The sequence below is a fragment of the Actinoplanes couchii genome, assembly GCF_016862075.1.
Taxonomy (GTDB): domain Bacteria; phylum Actinomycetota; class Actinomycetes; order Mycobacteriales; family Micromonosporaceae; genus Actinoplanes; species Actinoplanes couchii.
In genome coordinates this window covers 122,355-144,222 of record NZ_BOMG01000103.1, presented here as the reverse complement: position 1 = coordinate 144,222, position 21,868 = coordinate 122,355, and the positions used below count along the sequence as shown (strand labels likewise).

General features: G+C 71.5%; 21 protein-coding genes. 15 read left to right on the top strand and 6 right to left on the bottom strand.

Annotation, left to right across the window (positions count from 1 at the left end; genetic code table 11):
- Positions 1–39 precede the first annotated feature (39 nt).
- Positions 40–927, bottom strand: a complete 888-nt coding sequence (locus Aco03nite_RS42050; RefSeq protein ID WP_203806718.1) for a MerR family transcriptional regulator — start codon at positions 925–927, stop codon at positions 40–42.
- A 121-nt stretch (positions 928–1,048) separates the two neighbouring features.
- Here Aco03nite_RS42050 and eno point away from each other — a divergent pair, with 121 nt between their 5' ends.
- Together eno and Aco03nite_RS42040 are read left to right on the top strand one after the other, a co-directional pair.
- Positions 1,049–2,314, top strand: coding sequence for a phosphopyruvate hydratase (eno, locus tag Aco03nite_RS42045; protein WP_203806716.1), 1,266 nt, complete (start codon positions 1,049–1,051; stop codon positions 2,312–2,314).
- Between the two features lie 7 nt (positions 2,315–2,321).
- On the top strand, positions 2,322–2,657 hold the full coding sequence (locus Aco03nite_RS42040) for a gamma-glutamylcyclotransferase family protein (RefSeq protein WP_203806714.1): 336 nt from the start codon (positions 2,322–2,324) through the stop codon (positions 2,655–2,657).
- A gap of 38 nt (positions 2,658–2,695) precedes the next feature.
- Here Aco03nite_RS42040 and Aco03nite_RS54385 read toward each other — a convergent pair whose 3' ends face one another.
- Positions 2,696–2,827, bottom strand: coding sequence for a hypothetical protein (locus Aco03nite_RS54385; RefSeq protein ID WP_275415959.1), 132 nt, complete (start codon positions 2,825–2,827; stop codon positions 2,696–2,698).
- A 30-nt stretch (positions 2,828–2,857) separates the two neighbouring features.
- Between Aco03nite_RS54385 and Aco03nite_RS42035 the strand changes: the two genes are divergently transcribed.
- From Aco03nite_RS42035 to Aco03nite_RS42025, 3 genes are all read left to right on the top strand, one after another.
- On the top strand, positions 2,858–3,739 hold the full coding sequence (locus Aco03nite_RS42035; RefSeq protein ID WP_203806712.1) for a helix-turn-helix domain-containing protein: 882 nt from the start codon (positions 2,858–2,860) through the stop codon (positions 3,737–3,739).
- Positions 3,740–3,757: 18 nt separating this feature from the next.
- Positions 3,758–4,726 carry a helix-turn-helix domain-containing protein gene (locus tag Aco03nite_RS42030; RefSeq protein WP_203806710.1) on the top strand — a complete coding sequence of 323 codons (969 nt, stop codon included), beginning with the start codon at positions 3,758–3,760 and terminating at the stop codon, positions 4,724–4,726.
- Positions 4,727–4,794: 68 nt separating this feature from the next.
- Positions 4,795–10,263, top strand: a complete 5,469-nt coding sequence (locus Aco03nite_RS42025; protein WP_203806709.1) for a DUF5107 domain-containing protein — start codon at positions 4,795–4,797, stop codon at positions 10,261–10,263.
- 1 nt (position 10,264) lies between these two features.
- On the opposite strand, the gene Aco03nite_RS42020 is transcribed toward Aco03nite_RS42025, so the two are convergent.
- Positions 10,265–11,035: an IclR family transcriptional regulator gene (locus tag Aco03nite_RS42020; RefSeq protein WP_203806707.1), complete on the bottom strand. Its 771-nt coding sequence runs from the start codon at positions 11,033–11,035 to the stop codon at positions 10,265–10,267.
- A 165-nt stretch (positions 11,036–11,200) separates the two neighbouring features.
- Here Aco03nite_RS42020 and Aco03nite_RS42015 point away from each other — a divergent pair, with 165 nt between their 5' ends.
- Genes Aco03nite_RS42015 through Aco03nite_RS41990 form a run of 6 tightly spaced genes read left to right on the top strand, consistent with a single transcriptional unit; the run spans position 11,201 to position 16,602 of the window.
- The gene (locus tag Aco03nite_RS42015; protein WP_203806705.1) at positions 11,201–12,190 is read left to right on the top strand and encodes an ABC transporter substrate-binding protein; all 990 of its coding nucleotides are present in this window, start codon (positions 11,201–11,203) and stop codon (positions 12,188–12,190) included.
- A gap of 1 nt (position 12,191) precedes the next feature.
- The gene (locus Aco03nite_RS42010) at positions 12,192–13,190 is read left to right on the top strand and encodes an NrtA/SsuA/CpmA family ABC transporter substrate-binding protein (protein WP_203806703.1); all 999 of its coding nucleotides are present in this window, start codon (positions 12,192–12,194) and stop codon (positions 13,188–13,190) included.
- Positions 13,187–14,002: an ABC transporter permease gene (locus Aco03nite_RS42005; protein WP_203806701.1), complete on the top strand. Its 816-nt coding sequence runs from the start codon at positions 13,187–13,189 to the stop codon at positions 14,000–14,002. Before Aco03nite_RS42010 ends, Aco03nite_RS42005 begins: the two co-directional genes overlap by 4 nt.
- Positions 13,999–14,697, top strand: coding sequence for an ABC transporter ATP-binding protein (locus tag Aco03nite_RS42000; RefSeq protein WP_203806699.1), 699 nt, complete (start codon positions 13,999–14,001; stop codon positions 14,695–14,697). Before Aco03nite_RS42005 ends, Aco03nite_RS42000 begins: the two co-directional genes overlap by 4 nt.
- Entirely contained in the window at positions 14,694–15,536 is an 843-nt protein-coding gene (locus Aco03nite_RS41995; RefSeq protein WP_203806697.1) for an ABC transporter substrate-binding protein, read from the top strand. Before Aco03nite_RS42000 ends, Aco03nite_RS41995 begins: the two co-directional genes overlap by 4 nt.
- Before the next feature lies 1 nt (position 15,537).
- Positions 15,538–16,602 carry an LLM class flavin-dependent oxidoreductase gene (locus Aco03nite_RS41990; protein WP_203806695.1) on the top strand — a complete coding sequence of 355 codons (1,065 nt, stop codon included), beginning with the start codon at positions 15,538–15,540 and terminating at the stop codon, positions 16,600–16,602.
- Between the two features lie 72 nt (positions 16,603–16,674).
- Here the strand turns inward: Aco03nite_RS41990 and Aco03nite_RS41985 are convergent, their stop codons facing one another.
- Entirely contained in the window at positions 16,675–16,947 is a 273-nt protein-coding gene (locus Aco03nite_RS41985; RefSeq protein ID WP_203806693.1) for an excalibur calcium-binding domain-containing protein, read from the bottom strand.
- A gap of 61 nt (positions 16,948–17,008) precedes the next feature.
- Positions 17,009–17,380 carry a MarR family winged helix-turn-helix transcriptional regulator gene (locus Aco03nite_RS41980; protein ID WP_203806691.1) on the bottom strand — a complete coding sequence of 124 codons (372 nt, stop codon included), beginning with the start codon at positions 17,378–17,380 and terminating at the stop codon, positions 17,009–17,011.
- 59 nt (positions 17,381–17,439) lie between these two features.
- Between Aco03nite_RS41980 and Aco03nite_RS41975 the strand changes: the two genes are divergently transcribed.
- From Aco03nite_RS41975 to Aco03nite_RS41960, 4 genes are all read left to right on the top strand, one after another.
- Positions 17,440–18,366 (top strand): MFS transporter, encoded by a 927-nt coding sequence (locus tag Aco03nite_RS41975; RefSeq protein ID WP_203806689.1) that lies wholly within the window; start codon positions 17,440–17,442, stop codon positions 18,364–18,366.
- A 112-nt stretch (positions 18,367–18,478) separates the two neighbouring features.
- Positions 18,479–19,117: a DUF998 domain-containing protein gene (locus Aco03nite_RS41970; protein ID WP_203806687.1), complete on the top strand. Its 639-nt coding sequence runs from the start codon at positions 18,479–18,481 to the stop codon at positions 19,115–19,117.
- Positions 19,118–19,135: 18 nt separating this feature from the next.
- A complete protein-coding gene (locus tag Aco03nite_RS41965; RefSeq protein ID WP_203806684.1) occupies positions 19,136–19,480 on the top strand; it encodes a YciI family protein in 345 nt (114 codons plus the stop codon).
- Between the two features lie 34 nt (positions 19,481–19,514).
- Positions 19,515–20,750, top strand: coding sequence for an RNA polymerase sigma factor (locus tag Aco03nite_RS41960; protein ID WP_239145888.1), 1,236 nt, complete (start codon positions 19,515–19,517; stop codon positions 20,748–20,750).
- On the opposite strand, the gene Aco03nite_RS41955 is transcribed toward Aco03nite_RS41960, so the two are convergent.
- The gene (locus tag Aco03nite_RS41955) at positions 20,644–21,843 is read right to left on the bottom strand and encodes an MFS transporter (RefSeq protein WP_203806682.1); all 1,200 of its coding nucleotides are present in this window, start codon (positions 21,841–21,843) and stop codon (positions 20,644–20,646) included. The two genes, Aco03nite_RS41960 and Aco03nite_RS41955, sit on opposite strands and share 107 nt — an antisense overlap.
- Positions 21,844–21,868 lie beyond the last annotated feature (25 nt).

Here is a 21,868-nt window from a genome sequence, read left to right as displayed (position 1 = left end):
GGTGGATTCCCGGGTGCTATTCGACCACAAATGCCGCAGCTATCCCACCGTGCGGCGCTGAGTGAGCCACCGCATCACGTCCAGGGCGTGCGACGCCGGGTCGACGATCGGGTGGAACACGTGCTCCACCACGTCGTCGGTCACCACCAGGGTCAGCCGCTCGTAGACGGTCAGGTCGCCGGTGGTCCGGGTCGGCAGCCCGGTCGCGGCGGCCAGGGTCAACTGCGGATCCGGGATCAGCGGGTACGGCAGGGCCAGGCGGTGCACCAGCTCCCGCTGGTAGCCGGTGGACTGCGCGGACAGCCCGTACACCCGGGCCGCGCCGGCCGCCAGGATCTCCGCGTGGTGGTCGCGCAGCCAGTTGTCCCGCCCCGCGCCGCGCGCCCCCGGGATCTCCAGCAGCCCGCGCGGCAGATCCACGCCGGGCCGCCCGGTCAGCGGGTAGACGAAGACGACACTGCGGCCCGGCCCGAGATCGTGCAGGCTGATCGGCCGACCGTCGGTGCCGTAGAACCGCAGCTCCGGCAGCGCCCGCCCGATCAGGTCGGCGGGCCGGCCCCGGGTCTCCGGCGGCCCGGTGACGATCTGCCGGGCGGCCGTGTCGATCCGGGCATCGAGGGCCTCCCGCTGGGCGGTCAGCTCACCGATCCGGGTCTGCAGCCCGGCGACCGTGCTGCGGAACGTGGCCACCGCCGCCGCGCACACGTCGTCGTCGTTGGCCAGCGACTCCACGAACGGGCGGGTCTCCTCGACGGTCAGCCCGAGCGCCATCAGCTCCCGGATCTGGGCGACCTGACGCTCGGCGATCGGATCGTAGTCGCGGTACCCGTTACCCAGACGCCTCGGGACGACCAGCCCGCTCTGTTCGTAGTACCGCAACGCCCGGACCGTCGTGCCGGTCCGCCTGGCCAGTTCCCCCACGCGCATGCGCTGACCCTAAACCTGTACCCCCGGGTACAGGTCAACACGATTCTTCTCTCGGTGACAGCGCCGCCGGTGACCGGCCAGTCTGGTGCCGCAACAGCCATGAGTGACAGGGGAGAAGACGATGACAGCGATCAGCCGGGTGACCGGGCGGCAGATCCTCGACAGCCGCGGCAACCCGAGCGTCGAGGTCGACGTGCTGCTCGCGGACGGGTCGACCGGCCGGGCCGCGGTGCCGTCCGGGGCGTCGACCGGCGCCAACGAGGCGGTCGAACTGCGCGACAACGACCCCCGGCGCTTTCACGGCAAGGGCGTCAGCCGGGCCGTCGCCGCGGTCAACGGCGAGATCGCCGACGCGGTCACCGGCCTGCACGCCGAGGACCAGGCCCTGATCGACACCACGATGATCGACCTGGACGGCACCAAGGACAAGGGCCGGCTCGGCGCCAACGCGGTCCTCGGGGTGTCCCTGGCCGTGGTGAAAGCCGCGGCGGCCGCCCACCGGCAGCCGCTCTACCGGCACGTCGGCGGGGTCGGCGCGCACCTGCTGCCGGTGCCGATGATGAACATCGTCAACGGCGGCGCGCACGCCGACAACCCGCTCGACTTCCAGGAGTTCATGATCGCCCCGGTCGGTGCGCCGACCTTCTTCGAAGCCGTCCGGATGGGCTCCGAGGTGTTCCACACGCTGCGCCGGCAGCTCGCCTCCGCCGGGCACAACACCAACGTCGGCGACGAGGGCGGGTTCGCTCCCGGTTTCGCCGACGCCGACGAGGCCCTGCGATTCGTGGTACGCGCGATCGAGGACTCCGGATACCGCCCCGGCACCGACATCACCATCTGCCTCGACCCGGCCAGCTCGGAGTTCCACCACGACGGCGCCTACGTCTACAGCGGCGAGAAACGCACCCGCGGCGTCGACGAGCACATCGCCTACCTGCTGGACCTGGCCGGCCGCTACCCGATCACGTCGATCGAGGACGGCATGGCCGAGAACGACTTCGCCGGCTGGCGCAAGCTCACCGACCAGGCCGGCGACCGCCTGCAGTTGGTCGGCGACGATGTCTTCTGCACCGACGCCGAGCGGCTGACCAGCGGCATCGAGGGCGGTTACGCCAACGCGATCCTGGTGAAGGTCAACCAGATCGGCACCCTCACCGAGACTCTGCGCACGGTGGAGACCGCGCACCGGGCCGGCTACCGGGTGGTGATGTCGCACCGGTCCGGCGAGACCGAGGACACCACGATCGCCGACCTGGCGGTGGCCACCGGCTGCGGCCAGATCAAGACCGGTTCGCTGTCCCGCAGCGACCGGACCGCCAAGTACAACCAGCTGATCCGCATCGAGGAGGAGCTGGGGCGCTCGGCCCGGTACGCCGGCCTGCGATGATCCGGTGATGCCACTGCTCTTCTCCTACGGGACGCTGCGTGACCCGGCCGTACAGAAGGCGACGTTCGGCCGGGAACTGACCGGCCGCCCGGACCGGATCGTCGGTTTCCGCCTGGACCGGGTCGAGATCACCGACCCGCACGTGCTGGCGGTCAGCGGCCTGACCCACCACCCGATCCTGTCCGCCACCGGCAACCCCGCCGACACCGTCGACGGCACCACCCTGGAGGTGACCGACACCGAACTGCTGGCCGCCGACGACTACGAGGTCGACGACTACCAGCGGGTCACCGCCCCGCTGACCTCCGGCGACACCGCCTGGCTGTACGTAGCCCGTGACTGATTACTGGTCCGCCACCTGAGTCAGCACCTCGCCGACGCTCAGCAGGGTGACGCCGATCCGGGCCCCGTCCTCGACGGCCGCCCGGCCCGCCGGAACCCGTCGACGAGCCGCCGAACGGCCGGCACCACGGCGGCGGTGGACCAGTGCGGGGCGGTGTAGTCGGTCGTCACCGCTGCATCATCCACCGTCACAATGCAAGGGTGAACGGGGATGTCGCCGACGGGTTCGCCGGGCAGCGGATGCTGGTGCTGCCCCGGCCGGTCGTCGCCGAGGCGCTGAAACAGCCGGTCACCGGGGAGTTGCTGGTCACCGACTGTGGATACTTTCCGAACGCGGACAGCCACGGGCGTGAGCGGCGGCAACCGATCGATCAGGCGGTGGTGCTGATCCCGGTGCGCGGGCGGGGCTGGTGCCGGACCGGCGGCGGCCGGTTCGACGTGGCGGCCGGGGAGGTCGCCGTGCTGCCGGCGGGCAGCCCGCACGCGTACGGCGCGGATCGCTCGGAGCCCTGGACCCTGTGGTGGCTGCACGTGACCGGGCGGTCGGTGCCGGCCCTGGTCGAGCTGATCGGGGCGTCGGTGTCGGCCCCGGTGCGGGTGCCCGCCGACGCGCACGGGCTGGCGCTGCTGGCCGCGGAGGTGGTGGCGTGGATGGAACGGGACGCCACCCGGGCCAGCATGGTGGCGGCGTCCGGTGCGGCCTGGCATCTGCTGACCCTGCTGACGTCCAGCCGGTCGGTCCGGGACACCTCGGAGACCCTGGTCGAGCGGGCCGCCGAACACCTGCGGACCACGATCAGCGCGCACATCAGCGTGGCCGAGCTGGCGTCGACGGCGGGGCTGAGCGAGTCGTACTTCGCCGCCCTGTTCCGCCGCCGGATGGGTGTGCCGGTGCGCACCTACCAGACCCAGGTGCGGATGGCCCGGGCCCGGGAGCTGCTCGGCACGACCACCCGCCCGATCGCGGAGATCTCCACCGAGTGCGGCTACGACGACCCGTGGTACTTCTCCCGCCAGTTCCGCCGGACCCACGGCACGAGTCCGTCGGCGTACCGGCAAGGGCTTGCATCTCAAGTTGCTTGAGACGCCATAGTGAACCGCATGCACATGGACGACCTCTACGCCATCGGTGACGTCGCCCGGCGGACCGGCCTGGCCGTCAGCGCGATCCGCTACTACGCCGACGCCGGTGTGGTGACCCCGGCCGCGGTCACGCCGGGCGGCGCCCGGATGTACGACGTGGCCGCCATCGCCCGGCTCGAGCTGGTCCGGACCCTGCGTGACTTCGACGCCGGGCTGGACGAGATCAAGCGGGTGCTGGCCGGCAAGGCGACGCTGCGCGAGCTGGCCGCCACCCACCTGGAGTTGTTGGAGCAGCAGGAGGCCAAGCTGCGCACCAGGCGGGCGGTGCTGTCGGCGATCCTGCGGCAGGATTCCACCGCCGATCAGGTGACGCTGATGCACAAGCTGGCCGGCATGTCGGACGAGGAGCGGGACCGGCTGATCGACGAGTTCTGGACCGAGGTGTGCACCGGCTGGGAGCCGCCGCCGAAGATGGAGCAGTGGTGGCGCCAGGCCCGGCCGGTGCTGCCGGACGATCCGACCGCCGCCCAGCTGGAGGCGTGGATCGAGCTGGCCCGGCTGGTCAGTGATCCGCAGGTCCGGTCGGCGTTGCGCGACGATCTGCGGGAGACGTGCACGACCGGGGCGGGGCCGTTCATGTCGTCGGAGCCGATGCTGGAGTTCATGGAGTCCGGTGGGCCGATCGGCCAGGCGACGATCGACGCGGCCCGGGAGCGGGTGCCGGCCGATTCGCCGCTCGGCCGGGAGATCGCGGACCGGTGGATGGCCTGGATGATCGGCATGTTCGGGATGGCGGACACCACCGAGTTCCGGATCGGGATGGCCGATCACATGCTGGCCGGCGCCGAGTGGGATCGGGAGCCCACGCCGGGGGAGTTCGGCCGCTACCAGGAGCTGGTCCACGCGGTGAACGGGGTCGAGCCGGAGGTGTTCCCGTACGAGTGGCTGGCCGACGCGATCCGGGCCACGGCAGACGCGGCCGCATAGTCGGATCGTCCAGGTTCAGCGTCGTCACGTCCTCCTCGGGTGCCGGAGGCCAGTCGTAATCTCCGGTCATGGAGTCCCGCATCGTGCTTCCGGACGCGCCCGCCGACGCGTGGCGTGACGGTGTGGCGGTCTGGTCACAGCCGCTGGTCATCGATTCGTACCTGCCCGAACAGCCGTCGGTGTACCCGGCGTTCCTGCATCGCCGGGTGTACCAGGGTTCGTCCGGCCGGGTGTTCCCGCTGCCGTTCCACGAGCGGATCTCGCCGGTCAAGCGGCCGCACCCGTGGCAGGCGGTGCATCTGGAGAACGAGTGGCTGCGGGTGGTGGTCCTGCCCGAGCTGGGCGGCCGGGTGCACGTGGTCCTCGACAAGGTCGCCGGGTACGACATGGTGTACCGCAACAACGTGATCAAGCCGGCGCTGGTGGGGCTGGCCGGGCCGTGGGTGTCCGGTGGCATCGAGTTCAACTGGCCGCAGCACCACCGCCCGGCCACGTTCCTGCCCACCGATGTGGCTATCGAACGGGACGCGGACGGGTCGGCGACGGTCTGGTGTTCCGACCACGATCCGTTCACCCGGATGAAGGGTATGCACGGCATCCGGATCGGCCCGGACAGTTCCCGCCTGGAGGCCCGGGTCCGGCTGCACAACCGGAGCGAGACCGGGCGGACGTTCCTGTGGTGGGCGAACGTGGCGGCCGCGGCGAACGACGACTACCAGGCGTTCTTTCCGCCGGACGTGACCCGGGTGGCCGATCACGCGAAACGGGCGGTGGTGTCGTACCCGCGCCCGGAGGTCCCGTACTACGGGGTCGACTACCCCGACGGCGGGCTGGACCGGTACCGGGACATCCCGGTGCCGACGTCGTACATGGCTCTGGACACCGTCGAGGACTTCTTCGGCGGCTACGACCACGGCGCCCGGGCCGGTTTTGTGCACGTCGCCGACCACGGCATCGCCCCCGGCAAGAAGCAGTGGACCTGGGGGAACGCCCCGTTCGGGCATGCCTGGGACCGCAACCTGACCGACTCCGACGGCCCGTACGTGGAGCTGATGGCCGGTGTCTACACCGACAATCAGCCGGACTTCGCGTATCTCGCGGCGGGGGAGACGAAGACGTTCGCCCAGACCTGGTACCCGTTGCACGACACCGGTCCCGTCCAGTACGCCGACCGCCGGCTGGCGATCAGCGTCACCGACCGTGTGGTGACCGTCTGTGCGGCCGAGACGCTGTCCGGCGTGACGATCACGGTCGACGGCGAGCCCGCGGAGCCCACCGATCTGCGCCCCGGCGACTCCCGCACACTGCCGGTGACGGGCCTGCCGCGCACGGTCCGGATCACCCGGGGCACGGAGCTGCTCGCCGAGTACCGTCCCGGCCAGCCGAGTGTGCCCGACGCCGCGCCGGTCACCAACCGGGCGGTGACCCCGCCCGCGCCCGCCGACGTCGCGACCATCGACGAACTGATCCACATCGCCGTCTATCTGGACCAGTACCGGCACGCCAACCGTCGTGCCGCCGACTACCTGGACGAGGTGCTGCGCCGGGATCCGGGCGAGTCGCGGGCCCTGCTGCTGCTCGGCGCGAAGGCCTACGACCGGGCCGAGCACGAGACCGCCGCCGCGCTGTTGTCGGCGAGTGTGGCCGCGCGGACCCGCTGGTCACCGACCCCGGCGTCGGGTGAGGCGCACTACCGGCTCGGGCTGGCGCTGGTCCGCCTGAACCGGGACGGCGAGGCCGCGACGATGCTGGCCCGGGCGAGCTGGGACGCCGGGTTCGCGGTCGCCGCCCGGTTCGCGCTGGCCCGGATCCGCTGCCGGCACGGCGACCCGGCCCGTGCCGAGGACCTGCTGCGGCAGAACCCCGATCATCCGCAGTCGGCGGCTCTGCTGGCCACGATCCTGGCCGAGCGCGGCGACACCGCGGGGGCCGGCACGCTGACCCGGGCGGTGCTGGCCGTCGACCCGCTCGACGCGTGGGCCCGTGACCTGGCCGGACAGCAGCCGACCGGTGATGCCACCACGATGCTGGACGTCGCCCTGGAATACGCGGCCGCCGGTTTCACCACCCGGGCCCTCGACGCGCTGGACCGCGCGGAGACCCTCGCCGCGGATCGGCCCACCGGCCAGGTCGACGTGATCCCGATGATCCATGTGCACCGGGTCGTCCTAGGAGCGAAAACCACCAAGATCCCTTTTTCGCCGTACGCCTACCCGGCACGTCTCGACGATGTGCACGCGCTCCGCGAGTTCGTCGCGCTGGTTCCCGGGCAGGCGGCGCCCTGGGCGATGCTCGGCCACTGGTACTACGCCCACGACCGTCCCGCCGACGCCGTCGACGCCTGGCAGCACGCCCTCGTCGTGAACCCGACCGCCGTCGTGCACCGCAACCTGGGCCTGGCCGCCTACAACGTGACAGGCGACGACGCGGCGGCCGTGACGCACTACGACGCCGCCCTGACCCTGGCCCCGGACGACGCCCGCCTCTGGTACGAACGCGACCAGCTCGCCGCCCGCCTCGGCGAGTCCGCGATCACCCGGCTGGCCCGCCTGGAACCCCGCCGGGACCTGGCCGTCACCCGGGACGACCTGACCGTGGTGCTGGCGCACCTGCTGCTCGACACCGGGCGCCTCGAGGAGGCGTACGAGCTGATCGGGGGTCGGAACTTCCAGCCCTGGGAGGGCGGTGAGGGGCAGGCGCTCGCCGTGTGGGACCGGGCCGTGGCCCTGCTGGCCTGCCGCCGCGGCGAACCGGTGCCGGTGAACCCGCCGCCACCGGCGAACCTCGGCGAGGACCGGCATCCGGTGACCGGCCCGCCGGAGACCGACGAGTTCTTCGCCACCAGCCGGCCGGATCTGCTGCTGTTCGAGGAGAGGGAGAAGACCGCGATGGACCTTGCCGGACGCTGGCGGGCGGCACTCGACCGGGACGGCACCGGCGAGCACGAACGCTGGTACACCACCGCGCCGTGGCCCGACCCGGCCGACATCGACCTGCCCGGCTCGGTGCAGGAGCAGGGTCTCGGTGATCCGGTCACGATGGACACGCCGTGGACCGGTCAGGTCGTCGACCCGGCGTTCTACACCGACGACAGGTACGCGCCGTACCGGGAACCGGGCGCGGTGTCGGTGCCGTTCTGGCTGCAGCCGCACACCTACTACCGGGGCGCCGCCTGGTTCCAGCGCACCGTCGACATCCCGGCCGGCTGGCGGGACCGCACGATCGTGCTGCACCTGGAGCGGGTGCACTGGGAGTCGACGGTCTGGCTGGACGACCGGCGGATCGGCGCGGACCGCAGCCTGACCACCCCGCACCGCTTCGACCTGGGCACCCTGGAACCCGGCCGGCACACTCTCACGCTGCGGATCGACAACCGCACCGTCGTCGACGTCGGCCCGAACGCGCACAGCGTCAGCGACCACACCCAGGGCAACTGGAACGGTGTCATCGGCGACCTGCGCCTGGAGGCGCTGCCCGAGGTCGTGATCCGGCAGGTCGTCGTGACCCCGGACGTGACCGCCCGGTCGGCGCGGATCCGGATCGATCTCGGCACCGACTTCCGCGGCACCGTGTCGGTGTCGGCGCGCCGCTTCAACGTCCCCGGCGACCACGTGACACCGACGGTGACCGCCGAGATCACCGACGGCCGGCACGCCGACCTGGACCTGCCGATGGGGGAGGAGGCGCAGACCTGGGACGAGTTCCACCCCGCTCTGTACGAGTTGACCACCACCGCCGGCGGCACGGTCCACCACACCGTCTTCGGTCTGCGCGAGGTCGGCGTGGACGGCACCCGGATCACCGTCAACGGCCGGCCGGTGTTCCTGCGCGGCACGCTGGAGTCCTGTGTCTTCCCGTTGACCGGCTACCCGCCCACCGACGTCGAGGCGTGGCGGCGGATCATCCGGGTCGCGCGCGCGCACGGCCTGAACCTGCTGCGGTTCCACTCCTGGTGCCCGCCCGGGGCGGCGTTCCGGGCGGCCGACGAGGAGGGCTTCTACCTGCAGGTGGAGGGCCCGGTCTGGGCGAACCAGGGTGCGGCGGTCGGGGAGGGGCGGCCGGTCGACACGTTCCTGTACGAGGAGACCGGGCGGATCCTGGACGAGTTCGGCAACCACCCGTCGTTCCTGATGATGGCGCACGGCAACGAGCCGGCCGGGCGGGACGCGGAGTTCCTCGGCGCATGGGTGGCCCACTGGCGGCGGCGTGATCCACGGCGGCTGTACACCAGCGCCGCCGGCTGGCCCGCGATCACGGAGAACGACTTCGACAACGTGCCCGGTCCGCGTACCCACCAGTGGGGTGACGGGGTTGCTTCCCCGTTGAACGCCCGCCGGCCGGACACCGTGACCGACTACTCGGACTGGGTGACCGCGTGTCCGCGACCGATCATCAGTCACGAGATCGGCCAGTGGTGTGCCTACCCGGACTTCGCCGAGGTCGAGAAGTACACCGGGCTGATGAAGCCGCACAACTTCGGGATCTTCGCCGACTTCCTGCGCGAGTCCGGGATGGCCGACCGCGCCGAGGAGTTCCTGCACGCGTCCGGGCGGTTGCAGTCGCTGCTGTACAAGGAGGAGGTCGAGGCCGCGCTGCGGACACCCGGATTCGGCGGGTTCCACCTGCTCGGTCTCAGTGATTTCCCTGGTCAGGGCACTGCGCTGGTCGGGGTGGTGGATCCGTTCTGGGACGAGAAGCCGTACAGCAGCGCCGCCGCGTGGTCCCGGTTCTGCGGCCCGACGGTTCCGCTGGCGCTGCTGCCGCGCCGGGTGTGGCGTACCGACGAGGCGGTGTCCTTCGGTGTGCGGGTCGCCCACTTCGGCCCGGAGCCCCTGACCGGTGACGTCACCTGGTCCCTCGTGACGTCCGACGGGGTCACGCTGGCCGGCGGGACGGACGCCGGAACCATCCCCGCCGGAACCGTCACGAACACCTGCCGTCTGAAACTGATCATCCGGGTCGGGGAGTTCGAGAACGACTGGGACCTGTGGTTCTTCGAGGCCGGCGAAGACCGGGTCAACCCGGGGATCATCGAGACCACCGATGTCGAGGAGGCGCTGCGGCACACCGCGGCGGGCGCGACAGTGCTGCTGCGACCGGAACGGGTGGCCGGCGACGTGGTGCTCGGCTTCACCACGGTCTTCTGGAACACCGCCTGGACCGGTAACCAGGCGCCGCACACCCTCGGGATCACCCACGACCCGGAGCACCCGCTGTTCCGGGAGTTCCCGTCCGACGGCCACACCGACTGGCAGTGGTGGGACCTGCTGCACGGCGCGCAGGCCATGGTGGGCCTGCCGGAGGGGCTGCGCCCGATCGTCCAGCCGATCGACACCTGGTTCACCGCCCGGCGGCTCGGCGCGCTGGTCGAGGCCCGGGTCGGCGCCGGCCGCCTGGTGGTGTGCACGCTGAACCTGGACACCCCCGGCCCGGTGTCCGGCCACTTCCACCGGGCGCTGCTGTCCTACCTGACCGGCGACGATTTCGACCCGGCGACCGAGCTGACCCCCGAGCAGGTGCGCGCCCTGATCGGCTGAGTCAGGACCGCCGCTCACCCGGCGGGATCAGCAGGATCTCCAGGGCCGCCGCGCAGGTCCGCACGGGGGAGAGGTAGTGGTCGAGCCGGTCGTCGGTGAGGACGGCCGCGCTGGTCCGGGCGGCGACGGCGAACCGGGCGTGCCCGAGGTGGTCGAGCACCGGAACGGCCAGGGTGCGCACACCGTCGGCCGACTCCCCGTTGTTCAGGGCGTAGCCGTCCGCCCGGACCTGGCCGAGTTGCTCGCGCAGCCGGGCCGGGTCGGTGATGGTGCTGCCGGTGAAACGGTCCAGCGGCAGGCTCTCCAGTGCCGGGGCCTGACCGGGCGGCGCCCAGGCCAGCAGCACCTTGCCGAGCGCGGTCGAGTGCAGCGGCCGGCGCAGCCCGAGCCCGCCGGCGCGTTCGACCGAGCCGCCGGCCGCGATCACCGCGTGGGTGCCGGCCAGCAGGGCCAGGTCGGCGGTCGCGCCGGTGCGCTCGGCGAGCCGGTGCAGCTCGGGGACGGCCAGGTGCAGGCCGCGCTGGTGGAACGACAGCTGCCCGAGCTCGACCACGGCCGGGCCGAGCCGGTAGCGCAGGGTGCGCTCGTCCTGGTCCAGGAATCCGGTGGCGACCAGGGTTCGGGCCAGCCGGTGCGCGGTGGAGACGGTCAGGTCCATCCGGCGGGCCAGGTCCGACGCGGTCAGCTCGGGGCCGTTGTCGTGGAAACAACTGAGCAGGCCGAGCGCCCGGCGGACGGCCTGGGATCCGGCGGGTGCGGCGACTTCCGTCATCGGTGCTCCTGCATGGTGGTAAGAGTGGTGATCGTAGCAGCGATGATTCGATAACAGCTTCTTACAATGTGGTAAGCCCTCTTGCCTGCCCAAGATCCGGATGTCACTCTGGGCGCAGCAAAACCTACTACAGCTATGGGATTTATAGCGGAAGTGGAGCCGGCTGTGCCTGCCCTCGACGAGGTGTGGTTCACGCGCTGTCCCGTACCGACCGCCACCGGCATCGCCGCCGACCGTGGCACCCTCGCCGCCGAGTTCGCCGCCGACGGGATCGCCGTCCGCTCCTTCCAGGACAACCGCGGCGGCACCAACGACGAACGCCACTTCACCCACGCCCACCCGGCCCTGTTCCGGGAGGGCGGCAACGTACCGGCACTGTGGGCCCGGTCCCGCGGCGGCGCCACCCGCCTGATCGGCCTGACCTGGATCGAGGAGCGCCAGAGCATCGTCGTGCGTGCCGGATCCAGCATCAGCGACCCCGCCCACCTGCGCGGACTCCGGCTGGCCGTGCCCCGGCACGACCTGTCCATCGACTTCTGGCGGGCCATGGCGCTGCGCGGCCTGTCCGGCGCGCTCGGCATCGCGGGGCTCACCCTCGCCGACGCCGTGCCGGTCGACATCCCGGCCGGTGGGCCGGGCCAGTGGGAGACCGAACTGCGGGCACTCGCCGACGGCCGGGTCGACGCGGTCTACGTCAAAGGCGCGGTCGCCGTCGAAGCCGCCGCCCGGCACGGCCTGGTCACCGGCATCGACCTGGACGGCTATACGGACCCCCGCACCCGGATCAACAACGGCACCCCGAGGCCGGTCACCGTCGCACAGAGCCTGCTCGACGAGCACCCGGACATCGTGGACCGGTTCCTCGCGGTCCTCATCGACTCCGCCGACTGGGCGGCCACCAACCCGGACGGGGTCAGCCGCATCCTCGCGACCGAGACCGGATCCGGTCCGGCCGGGGTGGCCGGCGCCTACCAGCAGCACGGCACCCTGCACCTGAACCTCTCCCCGGAACGCCTCGACCTGCTCGCCGACCAGGAACGCTTCCTGCGCTCGCACGGCTTCCTGCCGTCAGCGGTCGACGTGGCCGCCTGGGCCGATCACGAACCCCTCCGCCGGGCCCACGAGCTGGTCGCCCGCCGCTCCTTGGAGAACTGAGATGAGAATCAGCCGCCGCATCGCCGTAGTCCTCCCGCTCGTGCTGGCCCTGGCCGCCTGCGGTTCCGGCAACGACGCCGACAGCGCCGCCGGGACCGTCGAGATCCGGATCCCCGACCCGGGAAACGCCGGCATCCTCGCCCTCGGCAAGAAGGACGGCAGTCTCGACGTCGCCCTGGGCGCGGTCAACGCCAAGGTCGCCTGGACCGGCAGCTCCGGCCCGTTCGCCCCGGCCGCCCAGGCGATCAACGCGAACCAGCTCGACGTCTCGCTCGGCTCGATCACCTCCGGCATCGGCTCGCTCGCCGCCAACCCCGGCTTCAAACTCTTCGCCACCGGCGAGCCCGACGGCGCGGGCGAGGGCATCCTGGTCAAGAAGGACTCGGCGATCCAGACCGTGAACGACCTGGTCGGTAAGAAGGTCGCGGTCAACAAGGGCGGCACCGGCGAGTACCTGCTGCTGCTCGCCCTGAAGCAGGCGAACATCCCGGTCGACCAGGTGGAGCGGGTCTACCTCGCCCCCGACCAGTCCGCGCCGGCCTTCAACTCCGGGCAGGTCGACGCCTGGGCCACCTGGAGCGCCTACAGCGTCGCCGCGCTCGCCCAGGGCAACGCCCGCCAGGTGGTGCAGGGTAAGGACATCAAGAGCGACAACTACACCATCTGGGCGGTACGGACCGGGTTCGTCACCGAGCATCCCGAGGTCGTCAAAGCGCTGTACGGCTACCTGAACCAAGCCAGCACCAAGCTCGTCGCCGACCCCACCCCGTACCTCAACGTCTTCAAGGACACCGGCCCGCAGTCCCTGGACGAGCAGGCCAAGCAGATCACCGCCGACTTCTGGAAGCAGGGCAGGCCGGTCCAGCCGATCGGCGCCGCCGAGATCGCCCGCTACGACACCGCCGCCCAGTTCTTCGCCGACCAGAAGGTCACCACCACGAAGGTCGACGTCAAGGCCTCGGTACTGGACGTCGAGAGCCTGACTGCGGGCACCCCGTGACCGTCGACGGCCTGGTCGAGCCGGCGATCCGCCGCCGGCGCGAGCGCCCGGCCCAGCTCTCCGGGCCGCTGCGCGTGCTGGGCCCGCTCGGACTGCTGGTGATCTGGTGGATCAGCTCCGCCACCGGACTGCTCCGGCCCGAAGTCCTCGCCTCCCCGGCCGAGGTGATCGCGGCCGTCGGCGAGTTGTGGGGCTCCGGCGACCTGCAGGCGGCCCTGACCACCTCGCTCACCCGCTCCGGCCTCGGCCTGGTCATCGGCCTCGCCGCCGGCCTGCTGCTCGGGATCACCACCGGGCTCAGCCGGCTCGGCGACGAACTGCTCGACTCGACCATGCAGATCCTGCGGACCGTCCCGTTCCTCGCGCTGGTCCCGCTCTTCCTGGTCTGGTTCGGCATCGACGAGACCGCGAAGATCCTGCTGATCGCGTTCGCCACCACCTTCCCGATGTACGTCAACGCCACCAGCGGGGTCCGCACCGTCGATCCGAAACTGGTCGAGGCGATGCGCACCTTCGGGATGGGCCGGCTCGCCCTGATCCGGGAGGTGATCCTGCCCGGCGCGCTGCCCGCCCTGCTCGTCGGGCTGCGGCTGTCGATGACGCTCAGCGTGATCGCGCTGATCGCCGCCGAACAGCTCAACTCCACGGCCGGCATCGGGTACCTGATGACCCAGGCGCAGAACTTCGTCCGTACCGACATCCTCGCCCTCTGCATCATCATCTACGGACTGCTCGGCCTGGCCGCCGACGGCGTGGTCCGCGGACTCGAACGGGCGCTGATGCCGTGGCGGCGCGCGGGAGGCCGCCGATGAGCACCGCCGTCCACGTCCGCGGCCTGCGGCGCACCTTCGGCGAACGGCACGTCCTGGACGGCCTCGACCTCGACGTACGCCGCGGTGAGTTCCTGGCCCTGCTCGGCGCCAGCGGAACCGGCAAGACCACTCTGCTGCGCATCCTCGCCGGCCTGGACCGTCCCGATGACGGCACCGCCCTGGTCCCGCCCCGGCGGACCGTGGTCTTCCAGGAGCCACGCCTGGTCCCCAGCAAACGGGTGCTGGCCAACGTCACCGTCGCCCTGCCCCGCGGCGAGGCCGCCCGCACCCTCGGCCTGGCCGCCCTGGACGAGGTGGGCCTGTCCCGGCACGCCGACGCCTGGCCGGGCACCCTCTCCGGCGGCGAGGCACAACGGGTCGCGCTGGCCCGTGCCCTGGTCCGCGAACCCGAACTGCTGCTGCTCGACGAACCGTTCGCCGCCCTCGACGCCCTGACCCGCCTGCGCATGCAGGACCTGGTCAACGAACTGTGCACGAAGCACCGCCCGGCCGTCGTGCTGGTGACCCACGACGTCGACGAGGCGATCCGTCTCGCCGACCGGGTCGCCGTCCTGCGTGACGGCGGACTCGCCCGCGACGAACACATCGCCATCGACCGTCCCCGGGACAGCGCGGACCCCGCCTTCGCACGGCTCCGCACCACCCTGCTCGCCGACCTAGGAGTAACCCGATGACCATCACCATTGGCGTGCACGTCAGCAACCCGTCCCTCTACCACCTGGCCCGTCTGCCGTTCACCGCCTCCATCGGGGAGGAGGTGCGGTTCCACCACTTCAAGGACGGCACCACCACCGCCGGACTGCTCGCCGACGGGACCATCGACATCAGCGGCACCGGCTCCACACCGCCGCTCTCCGGGCAGGCGGCCGGGCACGACATCGTCTACGCCGCGGTCTCCGCGCCGCGCCCGGACCACGGCGCGCTGCTCGTCGCCGCGGACAGCCCGATCCGGAGCGTCGCCGACCTGCGCGGCCGGACCGTGCGCCTGGCGATCGGCTCCTGGCACACCCACCTCGTCGCGAAGGCCCTGCACCAGGCCGGACTGTCGTATGCGGACATCACCGCGGTTCGCGAGGGCGAGGCCGATGCCTGGGTCGCTCAGGAGGCCGGGCTGGCCGCCGCCCTGCGCCGGGGCGGGGTGCGCAAGCTGATCGAGACCGGTGACGTCATCACCGACCGGTCGGTGTTCTTCGCCCGCCGCGACTTCGCCGAGAACCGTCCCGAGGCGCTCGCTGCCGTGGTCGGCGCGCTGCAGCAGGCCGACACCTGGGTCGCCGGGCATCTCGACGAGGCCGCGAAGCACGCCGCCGCTGAACTCGGTGGCGAGGAGCAGGACTGGCGTACGGCGCTCGCCGGTCTGCCCTGGAAGTTGCAGCCGGTCACCGACGAGGTGATCGCCGAGCAGCAGGAGGCCGCCGACATCCTGGCCGCCGGCGGATTCCTGGCCCGGCCGATCACCGTCGCCGACGCTTATCTGCCCGCGCTGGCCGCTACCGTCGCGAAGGCGCTCTGAGATGGCCGCCGACGTCCTCTGGTACATCATTCCCAAAGAGGGCCCCTACCCCTGGGAGCCCGAAGGCCGCCGCCCCGCCGACCTCGGCTACCTGCAGCGCCTCGCCGGGGCGGTGGACTCGCTCGGTTTCGACGGCGCGCTGCTCGCCACCGACCAGTACGACGTGTGGCCGCTCGGCAGCGCCCTCGCCGCGGTCACCAGCCCCCGGTTCCAGCCGCTGCTGGCCGTGCACCCCGGGCTCACGTCGCCGGTCACGCTCGCCAAACAGGCCCTCACCTTCCAGCACCTGTTCGGCCCGCGGCTGCTGTTCAACGTCGTCAACGGCCAGACCGAGCCCCTGCGGCGGTACGGGCTACCCCTCGAGCACGACGAACGGTACGAACTCAGCGCCGAGTACTGGGGCATCGTCAAACGCCTGACCGCGGGCGAGGTGTTCGACCACAAGGGGAAGTTCTATGACCTGAAGGACGCCGGCTCGGACTTCCGGGACCTGCCGCCGCTGCAGGAGGGCGGGGTGCCGCTGTGGTTCGGCGGCTCGTCCCCGGCCGGTATCGAGGTGGCCGCCCAGCAGGTCGACGTCTACCTGACCTGGGGTGAGCCCGTCGAGCAGCTGGCCGAGAAGCTGACCCGGGTCCGGGAGCGGGCCGCCGTGCACGGCCGGACCCTGCGGTTCGGGCTGCGGCTGCACCTGATCGTGCGGGACACCGAGGACGAGGCGTGGGCGGCCGCCGACCGGCTGCTCGACGTGACCAGCCCGGAAACGTACGCCCGGCAGTTGGGGGTGCACCAGGAGAACGACGGCGAGGGCTGGCGGCGACAGTTCCGCCAGCACGGCGGCCGTGTCCCGGCCCGGGCTCGCGAGCTGGAGACCTCACCCAACCTGTGGCCGGGAATGGGCCTGTTCCGTCCCGGCCCGGGAACCGCCGTGGTCGGCAGCACGAAACAGGTCGTCGAACGGTTGAAGGAATTCGAGGCGCTCGGCGTCGACACGTTCATTCTCTCCGGCAATCCGTTGCTGGAAGAGGCCTACCGGGTCGCCGAGACGATTCTGCCCGCGCTGCGCTGACTTCCGTTCCGGGAATCCGTTCGGAAAAGGCCGCTGCCACCCGTGTCCCGACGGGTGGCAGCGGCCGATCTGTCAGCGCTTCTCGCAGGCCACGCCGTCCTTGTCGCGGTCCATCTTCTTGTTGGCGTTGTAGAGCGCCGTCGACACCTTGAAGTTGGTGACCGGCCTGGTCGAGCCGCGGACCTTGTCCTTGGCGCCCTTACGGCCCACGCCGTGCTTGTACGTCTTGTTCAGCGCCGTGCAGTTCTTGAACGTCTTCGGCGCCGCTTCGGCGGGTGCCGCGACCGCGATGCCGCCGAGGACGAGTGTGCCCGTGAGAAGGCCACGAACAATGCTGTTCAGCATGGGTTTCCGTTTCGTCGAGTTTACGAACGGCACGCTATCCAACCGTTCCACCACCCCGGAATCACCGTTCCGGTCCGAACGCCGCATCGATGGGCCCGGGATCCGCGACCGCCAGTACCAACCGTTCCAGGTTTGCGGCGAGAGCCGCGCGCTGCTCGGGGGAGAGCCCGGCGAGCAGTTCGTTCTCCCGGTCGAAGATGCGCCCGGCGATGTCGTCGATGATCTGCCGCCCGGCGCCGGTGAGCCGCACGATCACCCGCCGCTGGGGCGCCGGCTCACGCACCACCCAGCCCTGCTGCTCGGCCCGGGTCAGCCGCTGTGAGATCGCGGCCGGGGTGACCAGGGTGTGCTCGGCCAGCTCCCGGGTGGACAGCGCGTAGGGCTCGCCGGCCCGCCGCAGCGTGCCGAGCAGGTCGAGCAGGGCCGGATCCATGTCGAGGGTGGCGAGCAGCCGCCGCGGCCCTCGGCGCCGGGGCGCTGCTGTTCCTGGCCGTGTCGGTGGCCGAGGTCATCTACCTGGCCGCGGTGGAGACGATGACCGTGGACGTGGCTCCCGCACACTGGTCCCGGCGGCGGCTGTCCCTGCTCGGTCAGTCCCACCGCCACCTGGACCGCATCATCTCCCCGGTGTTCGCCGGCGGCCTGATCGATATCGGCCGCCCCCTGGCCGTGGTGGGCGCGGCCCTGCTGCTGCTCCTACCGGCCCTGGTAGCCACCCTCCGTTCCGGCGCCGCGGCCGACGCGCCGCGACCCACCCGTACCGCGGCCTCGGGTTTGTCTGCCCGGGAGACCTGGCGCTTCATCACCGACCGTGCCGACCTGCGATATCTCCTGGCTTTCGGCGCCTGGAGCAACCTGGCCGTGTCCCCGGTCCTGGCCATGCTGCCCCTCTGGTACGCCGAACTGCTCGAACCCGGCCCGATCACCGCGGTCTGGTCCAGCCGGGCCCTGGCCGCCTACGCCGTCGGAATGCTGGCCGGCGGTGCGGTGATCGCCGCCCGCCGCACCGAGCCGAGCGATCGCCGGGCCCTGCTCCAGGCCACCGCGGCCCACCTGCTGATCTGCGCAACACTGGCGGGAGCCGCTGTCCTGGCATCCCCGTGGTTGCCGGTGGTGGCGTTGCTGGTGTCCGGGGCGTTGTTCGCCGTCCTGGTGGCAGCCGGCGGCCAGGCCTGGCTGAACGCGGCCCCACCGGCTTCCCGAGCCCGAATCCTGAGCATGAAGCGCCTGATCGCCTTCTCCACCATCCCGCTGGGCACCGCCCTGATGCCGCCGGTCGGCGAGTGGCTCGGCTACCGCCCGGCAACCGCCCTGCTCGCAGCCCTCTCCGCGATCCTGACCCTGCTGAGCCTGACGTTGTGGAGCCGCTCCGCGGACCGGAAGCCGCACCCGGCCCTGACCGATTCACCAGCGAGCTGATCCGGCAATCGGGGGCGCGGGTGACCCGGCTCGAAAATAATTGCCGGGTGGTGTCCGAAAGCGGTCCGCCCGTTCGTGGTCTGGATGTGGACCACGAAACGAGGAGAACGTGATGACAGTTCAGACGTGTTCGCCGGCCGGGCGGATCACCCGGTCACTGCTGGGGTACGGGGTGATCGCCGGGCCGTTCTATGTGATCGTCAGCCTGGCCCAGGCGCTCACCCGGGACGGGTTCCGGCTGGACCGGCACTCCTGGAGCCTGCTGGCCAACGGGGATCTCGGGTGGATCCAGATCGCCAACTTCGTGCTCACCGGGCTGATGACCATCGCCGCCGCCGTCGGGCTCCGGCGTGCGCTGGACTCCCGGTTGGCGCCGGCGCTGGTCGGTGGATACGGGATCGGGCTGGTCGCGGCCGGGATCTTCATCGCCGACCCGGCGCAAGGGTTTCCGGTCGGCACCCCGGAGGCCGGTGCCGTCAGCTGGCACGGGATGCTGCATCTCGCCGTGGGTGGGGTCGGGTTCCTCTGCATGATCGGGGCCTGTCTGGTGCTCGGGGCACGGTTCGCGCGCGAGGGGCGTACGGCGATCGCGTGGTTCTCCAGGTTTGTCGGTGTGTTCTTCTTCGGCGCCTTCGCCGGGATCGCCAGCGGGTCGCACGGGCCGGTGACCCTGGTGTTCGTGGCGGCCGTGCTGCTCGTCCAGGGCTGGCTGGCCTTGATCTGCGTCCACTTCCACCGCGCGACCGTCTGAATCCGGGAGGATCCCACCATGCGATACCTGATGATCCTGAAGGCCGAGCAGCCCGCGACCGAACCTCCGGCCGGCCTGATGGAGGCGATCATGAAGCTGGGCGGTGACGCCGTGGCCGCCGGGGCGCTGCTGGACACCGCCGGGCTGGCGCCGAGCGCGGCAGGCGCCCGGGTGTCCCTGGCCGAGGGGCTGATCACCGCGGTCGACGGGCCGTTCACCGAGGCGAAGGAGACGATCAGCTACGCCCTGTACGAGGTCCGATCCAAGGAGGAGGCCGTCGAGTGGGCCTCCCGGTTCCTCGTGCTGCACCGGGATTTCTGGCCGGAGTGGACGGGTGAGGCCGAGGTCCTTGCGGTCCTCTGACGATAACGACGACCGATAACGACGACCGAGCACGATGAACCCGCACGATGTCGTGGCGACGGTCTGGCGGATGGAGTCCGCGCGGATCGTCGCCACTCTCGCCCGGATGGTCGGCGACCTGGGGCTGGCCGAGGAGTTGGCGCAGGACACCATGGTCGTCGCGCTGGAACGCTGGCCGGTCGACGGGGTGCCCGGCCATCCGGCGTCGTGGCTGACCGCCACCGCCAAGCACCGGGCCCTCGACCTGCTCCGCCGGCAGCGCCGCTACCAGGAGAAACTCGGCCTCCTGCCGCCGCCGGAGACGGCCGAACCAAATCTGGACGACTACGTCGGCGACGACCTGCTGCGGCTGATCTTCACGACGTGTCATCCGGTGCTGGCCGCCGAGTCGCGGGTGGCGCTGACGCTGCGGCTGCTCGGCGGGCTCACCACCGACGAGATCGCCCGCGCCTACCTGGTGCCGCCGGACACCGTCGGCAAACGGATCACCCGGGCCAAGCGGGCCCTCGCCGAGCGGCGAGTGCCGATCGAACTGCCGCCGCCGGCCGAGGCGGCGCACCGGCTGGCCACGGTCCTCGAAGTCATCTACCTGATCTTCAACGAGGGGTACGCGGCGACCGGCGGCGACGACTGGACCCGCCCCGAGCTGTGTGCCGAGGCTCTGCGGCTGGGCCGGATCCTGGCCGGTCTCGCCCCCGCCGAACCGGAGGTGCACGGGCTGGTCGCGCTGATGGAGCTGCAGGCGTCCCGGATCCCGGCCCGGACCGCCGCCGACGGTTCCCCGATCCTGTTGCAGGACCAGGACCGGCGGCGCTGGGACCGGCTGCTCGTCCGCCGGGGGCTGGCGGCGCTGGCGCGTACCGAGGGGACGTTCGGGCCCTACGCGCTGCAGGCGGCGATCGCGGCCTGTCACGCCCGGGCAGCGGAACCCGGCGACACCGACTGGGACCGGATCGCGACGTTGTACCAGGTGCTGGCCTACGTCGCCCCGTCGCCGGTGGTGGAGTTGAATCGCGCGGTGGCCGTCGGTCACGCGTCCGGGCCGGAGCGGGCCCTGGCCATCGTCGACACCCTGACACTGCCCGGATATGCGCTGCTCCCGGCGGTCCGCGGCGACCTCCTGGCCAGACTGGGCCGGAGCGCCGAGGCGCACGCCGAGTTCGTCAGGGCCGCCGCACTGACCCGGAACGCCGCCGAACGGGCCATCTTCTCGGCCCGGGCTGATTCATTGCGGACACCGCCGCCAGCAGGACCGCACCGCTCAGCATGATCAGCGCGGCGGGCAGCCCGGCGACCGCGACCGCCATCGGAGCGGCCAGTGCTCCGGCGACCGCGGCCACCGCGTCGCTGGTCATGAAGACGGCCGACACCCGGCCCAGGGCCTCGGGCGGGGCGCTGCTCTGGACGTGATGGGTGGTGGCGACGCCGGCCACCGCTCCGGGAATGCCGGCCACGGTGATCGCGAGCAGCGCCACGGTCATGGTCCCGGCAGTGAACAAGAACAGGAAGGACAGGCCGACCAGCGCGTACGATCCGGCGATCAGGTTCCGGGCCGGCCGGCGCAGGAGCAGACTTCTGCTGGCGGCGGCCCCGCACAGGTAACCGATGCCGAGCCCGGTGATCAGGTGGCCCACCGTCTGGCCGTCACCATGCAACCTGTCGACGGCGAACGGGACCAGCAGTGCGGTCAGCGCCGCGTTCGCGGTCCAGTAGAGCCAGCTGCTCACGAGCAGGGCGGTCAGTGCCGGAGTCCACGTGCCGGGGTGCTGGTCGTCACCGCGTACCGCAACCGGGGTGATCTTGAGGGTGGCCAGGATCGCCGCGGCGGTCAGATAACCAGCCACGTCGACGGCGACCGCCGCGGCGAACCAGCCGGACGCGGTGAGGTAGGTGCCGGCCAGCGGCCCGCATATCCGCAGCACACTGTGCGAGAGCGCCAGCAACGCGTTCGCCGAGGCTCGGGTGGACTGATCGGTAACGGTCGCGGGAATCGTCGCCTGTAGGGCCGGGCGCAGGAAACACACGGCGATGTTCTCGATCACCAGCGCCGGGTAGACGAAACCGATCCGGTCGGCGGTGGTGGCCGGCAGCAGGACGCTCACGCCCAGTGCCGCCACGATGTTGGCGACCACGAACACGATCCGGCGCGGCCACCTGTCGATCAGCACTCCCGCCCAGGGGCCGATCATGACGGCGGGCAGCGCCTGGACGGCCAGCGCCACTCCGGTCGACGTGGCCGACCCGGTGATCGTATAGACGTGCAGCGGCACCGCCATCACCAGCAGCCAGGTCCCGGCGGCGTCGATGGTGGCGGCGATCCACAGTCGGCGGAAGGGCCGGTGGTGCACGAGGGTGTCCCACATGACGCGGCACGTTATCCGTACAGAA